This is a genomic window from Mesorhizobium sp. M1E.F.Ca.ET.063.01.1.1 (assembly GCF_003998155.1).
Classification (GTDB): domain Bacteria; phylum Pseudomonadota; class Alphaproteobacteria; order Rhizobiales; family Rhizobiaceae; genus Mesorhizobium.
Map to the genome: position 1 here is coordinate 1 of NZ_RZSC01000375.1, position 5,682 is coordinate 5,682.

5 protein-coding genes and 1 pseudogene are annotated in these 5,682 nt (G+C 65.2%); all 6 read left to right on the forward strand.

Annotation, left to right across the window (positions count from 1 at the left end; translation table 11 throughout):
• Positions 1–175 (forward strand): annotated as a pseudogene (locus tag EOA29_RS22940) (ABC transporter permease); the annotation flags it as partial.
• 116 nt (positions 176–291) lie between these two features.
• Complete coding sequence (locus tag EOA29_RS22945) at positions 292–1,239, forward strand: D-ribose ABC transporter substrate-binding protein (RefSeq protein WP_126092890.1); 948 nt, start codon at positions 292–294, stop codon at positions 1,237–1,239.
• A gap of 141 nt (positions 1,240–1,380) precedes the next feature.
• Positions 1,381–2,253, forward strand: coding sequence for a DeoR/GlpR family DNA-binding transcription regulator (locus tag EOA29_RS22950; protein ID WP_126092889.1), 873 nt, complete (start codon positions 1,381–1,383; stop codon positions 2,251–2,253).
• A 77-nt stretch (positions 2,254–2,330) separates the two neighbouring features.
• Positions 2,331–3,857, forward strand: coding sequence for an FGGY-family carbohydrate kinase (locus tag EOA29_RS22955; RefSeq protein ID WP_126092888.1), 1,527 nt, complete (start codon positions 2,331–2,333; stop codon positions 3,855–3,857).
• Entirely contained in the window at positions 3,854–4,621 is a 768-nt protein-coding gene (locus tag EOA29_RS22960) for a DeoR/GlpR family DNA-binding transcription regulator (RefSeq protein ID WP_126092887.1), read from the forward strand. The genes EOA29_RS22955 and EOA29_RS22960 overlap by 4 nt, the downstream gene beginning before the upstream one ends.
• Positions 4,618–5,682 (forward strand): FAD-dependent oxidoreductase (locus EOA29_RS22965; RefSeq protein ID WP_127221595.1); only part of this gene is annotated, 1,065 nt, incomplete at its 3' end. The genes EOA29_RS22960 and EOA29_RS22965, both read left to right, overlap by 4 nt.

Sequence of the window (5,682 nt, forward strand, 5' to 3'; positions counted from 1 at the left end):
CCGCGGCACGGTGCGCGGCACCATGCTCGGCGCGTTCGTCATCGGCTTTCTTTCGGACGGCCTCGTCATCATCGGCGTGTCGTCCTACTGGCAGACCGTCTTCACCGGCGCCGTCATCGTGCTCGCCGTGCTCATGAACACCATCCAGTACGGGGCCCGCGGCGTCCGACAATGATGCCGCGCCTCGCCGCAAGCTTCTCCGGGACGCAAGGAGACCGACCGGAAAGAAGGCCGAGACAAATCGGCAACCGCAATCCGCAACCGCAATCTGTAAAAGGGAGAGAGAGAGAAATGATCAATAAAACCAGAAGGATGCTCTTGGTCGCTGCCGCGACGCTGCCGTTCATGGCAAGCCATGCCTGGGCGGCGGGCTTGATCAGCATCATCGTGACCGATCCGGCCAATCCGTATTGGCTCACCGAGGGCCAGGTCGCCAAGGCCACAGCCGAGAGTCTCGGCTACACAGCCAATGTCAGCGCCCACAAGGGCGACACCAATACCGAAAGCACGATGATCGACACTGCCATCACCAACAAATCGGTGGCGATCATCCTCGACCCGGCCAATGCCGACGGTTCGGTCGGCGCGATCAAGAAGGCGGTCGCCGCCAACATCCCGGTCTTCCTGGTCAACGCCGAGATCAACCAGGATGGTCTCGCCAAGGCACAGCTCGTCTCCAACAACGCCCAAGGCGCCGCGATCGGCGCGCAGCAATGGGTCGAGGCGATCGGCGACAAGGGCAACTATGTCGAGTTGTTCGGCAACCCGGCCGACAACAATGCGGCGACACGCTCGAACGGCTATGAGACCGTGCTTACCCAGTATCCGGACCTCAAGAAGGCCGGCAAGGAAGTGGCCAACTGGGACCGCACCCAAGGCTACCAGAAAATGCAATCGCTGCTGCAGGCCCACCCCGACGTCGCGGGTGTCATTTCCGGCAACGACGAGATGGCCCTTGGCGCCATTGCGGCGCTGAAGGAAGCGGGCAAGCTCGACCAGGTGAAGGTCGGCGGCTTCGACGGCTCGCCGGACGCGGTCGCCGCCGTCAAGGCGGGCGAAATGCAATACACGGTACTGCAGCCTGTCGCGGTCTTCTCGGCCGAAGCCGTAAAGCAGGCCGACAAGTTCATCAAGACCGGCTCGACAGGCGCGTCCTCCGAGAAGCAGCTCTTCGATTGTGCCCTGATCACCAAGGACAATGTCGACAAATACACAGGGCCGTTTACGCTTTCCCAGTAAACCACGGACTGGGGCGCGCATCATGCGCGCCCCTTTTCCTGCCGCGCAGAATGCATTCGATGCGCAAAACACTGCTCGCCCTTAACGCACCGCTTGCCATCGGCGCCAGATATGCGAATGGCATCGGCAGGAGAGGCTTGGATGAAAGATCGCGAGATTCGGCCCGAGCAGGCGTTGAAGACCCTTGCTGCGGATCAGGTGCCCGCCGACAGCCGCCACGCGCGTCAGCTTGCACGCCGCCGGATGATGGCCGAGGCCGTGCTGGCCGAGGGCACGATGCGCATCGAGGACCTCACCGAACGCTTCGGCATCAGCCTGATGACCGCGCACCGCGACCTGGACGAACTGGTCGAGAAGGGTCTGCTGCGCAAGACGCGCGGCATCGTCTCGGCCGCGCCGACCAGCCTCATCGAATCGAGCGACGTCTACCGCTCGTCGCGCCAGTCTGCCGAGAAGCGCGCGATCGCGCAGGCGGCGTCCGCCTTCCTGGAACCCGGCCAGGCCGTCTTCTTCGACGATTCCACCACCGTCCTGCAGCTCGTGCCGCATCTTGCGGCGCGCGTGCCGCTGACGGCGATCACCAATTCCATCACCCTGATGAACGAGTTGAAGGGCACGCGGGACCTCACGCTGCTCGGGCTTGGCGGCCAGTTCTACAACTGGTGCAATGCCTTCATGGGGCCGGTCACGGTCACGGAGATCCGGCGGCTGAGGGCCGATCGCGTCTTCATGTCGATGTCGGCCATCACCGACGGCATGGTGTTCCACCAGTCGCCGGAAATGGTCGAGACCAAACGCGCCATGTTCGACAGCTCCGCCATGCGCATCCTGCTGGCTGACCACACCAAGTTCGAGCGCCGGGCACTGTATGCCATGTGCGCGCTCAACGAGTTCGACGTCATCGTCGTCGACGATGGGACCCCACCCAGGCAGATCGAGGCGATGAAGGCAGGCGGCATGAACGTCATCGTCGCCCCCGTTCGGCAAGGAGACGCCGCGGCATCCGAATTGTAACACTTATTGATGTTAATTTAACATCATGATATGGGCATTCTCTAGGAGATGCACGCTATGTGCATGGCGAGGAGCGGATGCCCTGTCTGCTGGGAATTGATAGCGGCCTGACCATGACCAAGGCGGTGGTTTTCGACGAGGCCGGCGCCCCGCTGGCCGTGGCCCGCCGCCGGGTGGCGCAGATCATGTCCGAGCCGCGCCACGTCGAGCGCGATATGAACGGCCTTTGGCGGGCTGCCGCCGAAGCGATCGCGCAAGCGCTGTCCGATTGCGGCCGACCGGCCTCCGACATCGCCGCCGTCGCCACCACTGCGCACGGCGACGGGCTCTATATGCTCGATCGTGATCGCCAGCCGCTCGGACACGGCATCCTGTCGCTGGACAGCCGGGCTGGAGACGTTGCGGCCCGATGGAACGCCGATGGGACGGCCAGGAAGGCTCTGTCGCAGACCGGTCAGGCGCCGCATGCCTCGGCGCCGTCTTCGCTGCTGGCCTGGATACGCGATCACGAGCCGGAGCGCTTTGCCCATATCGGCCACGTGCTTGCCTGCAAGGACTGGCTGCGTTTCTGCCTGACGGGAAGCCTCGGCACCGATCTCACCGAAGCGAGCACTTCGTTCACGGCGGTCGATACGCAAGCATACGCGCCGGACATCCTCTCGATCTTCGGTCTCGAAGCGCTCGGCGATGCCCTGCCGCCGATCGCGCGGCCGGACGAGTTGGTCGGCACCATTACGGCGCAAGCGGCCCGGGACACGGGCCTCGTCGCCGGCACGCCGGTTGTGGCCGGCCTGCACGACGTGACCGCCTCGGCGCTTGGCATCGGCGGCTATGGCGAGGGCGTGGTCGCCATCGTTGCCGGCACCTATTCGATCAACGAGACGGTCTCGGCCGCGCCACGCATCGATGCCCGGTGGTTCTGCCGCAACGGATTGAAGCCCGGCGAATGGAACAACATGTCGATCTCGCCGGCGTCGGCGGCGAACTACGACTGGTTCCTCGACACGCTGTGCGGTTCCGAACGGGCGCAGGCGGAAGCTGACGGGCGCTCGATCCACGCCATCGTCGGTCCGGAAATCGAGGCGGCGTTGGCGCGGCCGTCGACACTGCTCTTCCATCCCTATCTGTTCGGCTCGCCGCATGGTCCGGCTGCCAGCGCCGGCTTCCTCGGGCTGCGCGGCTGGCATGACCGCGGCGACATGCTGCGGGCGGTGATCGAAGGCATTGCCTTCAACCATCGCGTTCACGTCGATGCGCTGCGCGAAGGCTTCCCGGCGCGCGAGGCGCGGCTGACCGGCGGCATTTCCCGTAATTCCGCCTTCGCGCAGATCTTCGCCGATGTGCTCGGCATGCCGATCACGGTCACCGAGACGGAGGAGGCCGCCGCGTGGGGCGCGGCGCTGTGCGCCGGAGCCGGCGTCGGCCTGTTCGCTTCCCCACGGCACGATCCGCGCGAGCTCGCCACGCTCGGCCGCGCCTACCGGCCCGACCCCGAGCGCAGCGCTGCCATGGACAAGCGCTACCGGCTGCACTGCGACATCGCCAACCGCCTCGCCGACGCCTGGCCGTCGATCGAAGCGCTCGCGGAAAAGGGGAAGCCATGAACGCGGACAATCGCCGGCAGGACATTGCCGACTATGTCATTCAGCATGGCGAGGCGCGCATCGACGAGCTTGTCGCGGCCTTTGGCGTCTCGCGCATGACGATCCATCGCCACGTCGATGAACTGGCGCGCCAGGGTGTGTTGCGCAAGCTGCATGGAGCGGTCAGCGCGCAGCCGTCCGGCGTCTACGAGAGCCTTTTCCGCTTCCGCCAGACCCATGCGACCGCCGCCAAGCAGGCGCTCGCCCGGGCGGTTCTGGCCGAGATCGAGCCGGGCCAGGTCGTTCTTCTTGACGATTCGACCACCGCCAACGCGGTCGGCCCGTTCCTGCCGCAGATCGCGCCGTTGACCATCGTCACCAACAGCCTGTCTCTGGCGGAACAACTGGTGGACAAGGACGACCTGAAGCTGATCCTGCTAGGCGGCGAATACCACCCGACCTACAACGCCTTCATCGGCCACATCTGCGAGAGCGCTCTGCAGAAGATCAGGGTGAATCTGCTCATCTGCTCGGCCTCGGCGATCGACAAGACCGCGACGCTGATCCAGGATCCGCAGGTGGTGCGCGTAAAGCAGGCCATGGCCGCCGCCGCCTCGCGCACGGTACTGCTCATCGATTCCTCCAAGTTCGGCAAGGTGGCGCTGCATCTGTTTGCAGACCTCACCGACTTCGATCTCGTGCTCAGCGACGACGGCCTTCCCGACGAGATTGCCGGCAGCCTGAAGGCGGCCGGGGTCAATCTCAAGATCGTGCCGGTGCAATGACCGCGACGTCACGGGATGTCGATGTCCTCATCATCGGTGCCGGCATCAACGGCGCCGGCCTGTTTCGCGATCTGTGCGAACAGGGCCTGAAGGTCGCGATCGTCGACAAGGCGGATTTCGGTTCCGGCACCAGCGCCGCACCGTCGCGGCTCATCCATGGCGGTATCAAATATCTCGAGACGGGCGAGTTGAGCCTCGTCGCGCAATCGACGCTGGAGCGCAACCTTCTGTTGCGCAACGCGCCGCATGCCGTGCGGCCGCTGCCGACCGTCATCCCGATCTTTTCCTGGCTGACGGGGATCGGGGCGGCGCTGCGCACCCTTTTCGGCAGCACGACCGCGCCGCGCGGCCGCGGCGCTCTCCTGATCAAGATCGGTCTCGCCATGTACGACTTCTACGGCGCCCGCCACCGCGTCATGCCCAGGCATACGCTGTGGTCGAAAGCGCGGGCGTTGACCGAGATACCGCCGTTGACGCCACGCATCGTGGCGGCCGGTACCTACTATGACGCCACCGTCCGTCATCCCGAACGGCTGGTGCTCGAGCTTCTTCAGGACGGCATCAGGGCCAGCCCTCAATCCGAGGCCTTCAACTACGCGCATCTGCTGGACAGCGACGGCGGCGTCGTGCGCTTCGCCCTGCCGGAGGGCGGCGAGCGCTGCTTCCGACCGCGCATCGTCGTCAACGCGGCGGGGCCATGGATCGATCGTGTCAACGCAGCGCTTGGCGCACCGTCGCGACTGGTCGGTGGCACCAAGGGTTCGCACATACTGCTCGATCATCCCGACTTGCTGCGGGCGTTGAAAGGCCGCATGATCTACTTCGAGGCCAATGACGGCCGCATATGCCTGGTGTTCGACTATCTCGGCCGGGCGCTGGTTGGCTCGACCGATATCCGCGCCGCCGATCCCGAGACGGTGCGCTGCGAGGATGACGAGATCGACTATTTCCTGGCGAGCTTGCGCGCGCTTTTGCCCGGTCTTTCCTTCGGGCGCGAGCAGATCGTCTATGCCTATTCTGGCATCCGCCCGCTGCCGACGTCGGACGGCACTGCGCCGGGC

Excerpts from the sequence above, each read along its gene's own strand:
- EOA29_RS22945 (WP_126092890.1), top strand. The coding sequence starts at position 292 with ATGATCAATAAAACCAGAAGGATGCTCTTGGTCGCTGCCGCGACGCTG.
- EOA29_RS22950 (WP_126092889.1), top strand. The coding sequence starts at position 1,381 with ATGAAAGATCGCGAGATTCGGCCCGAGCAGGCGTTGAAGACCCTTGCT.
- EOA29_RS22955 (WP_126092888.1), top strand. The coding sequence starts at position 2,331 with ATGCCCTGTCTGCTGGGAATTGATAGCGGCCTGACCATGACCAAGGCG.
- EOA29_RS22960 (WP_126092887.1), top strand. The coding sequence starts at position 3,854 with ATGAACGCGGACAATCGCCGGCAGGACATTGCCGACTATGTCATTCAG.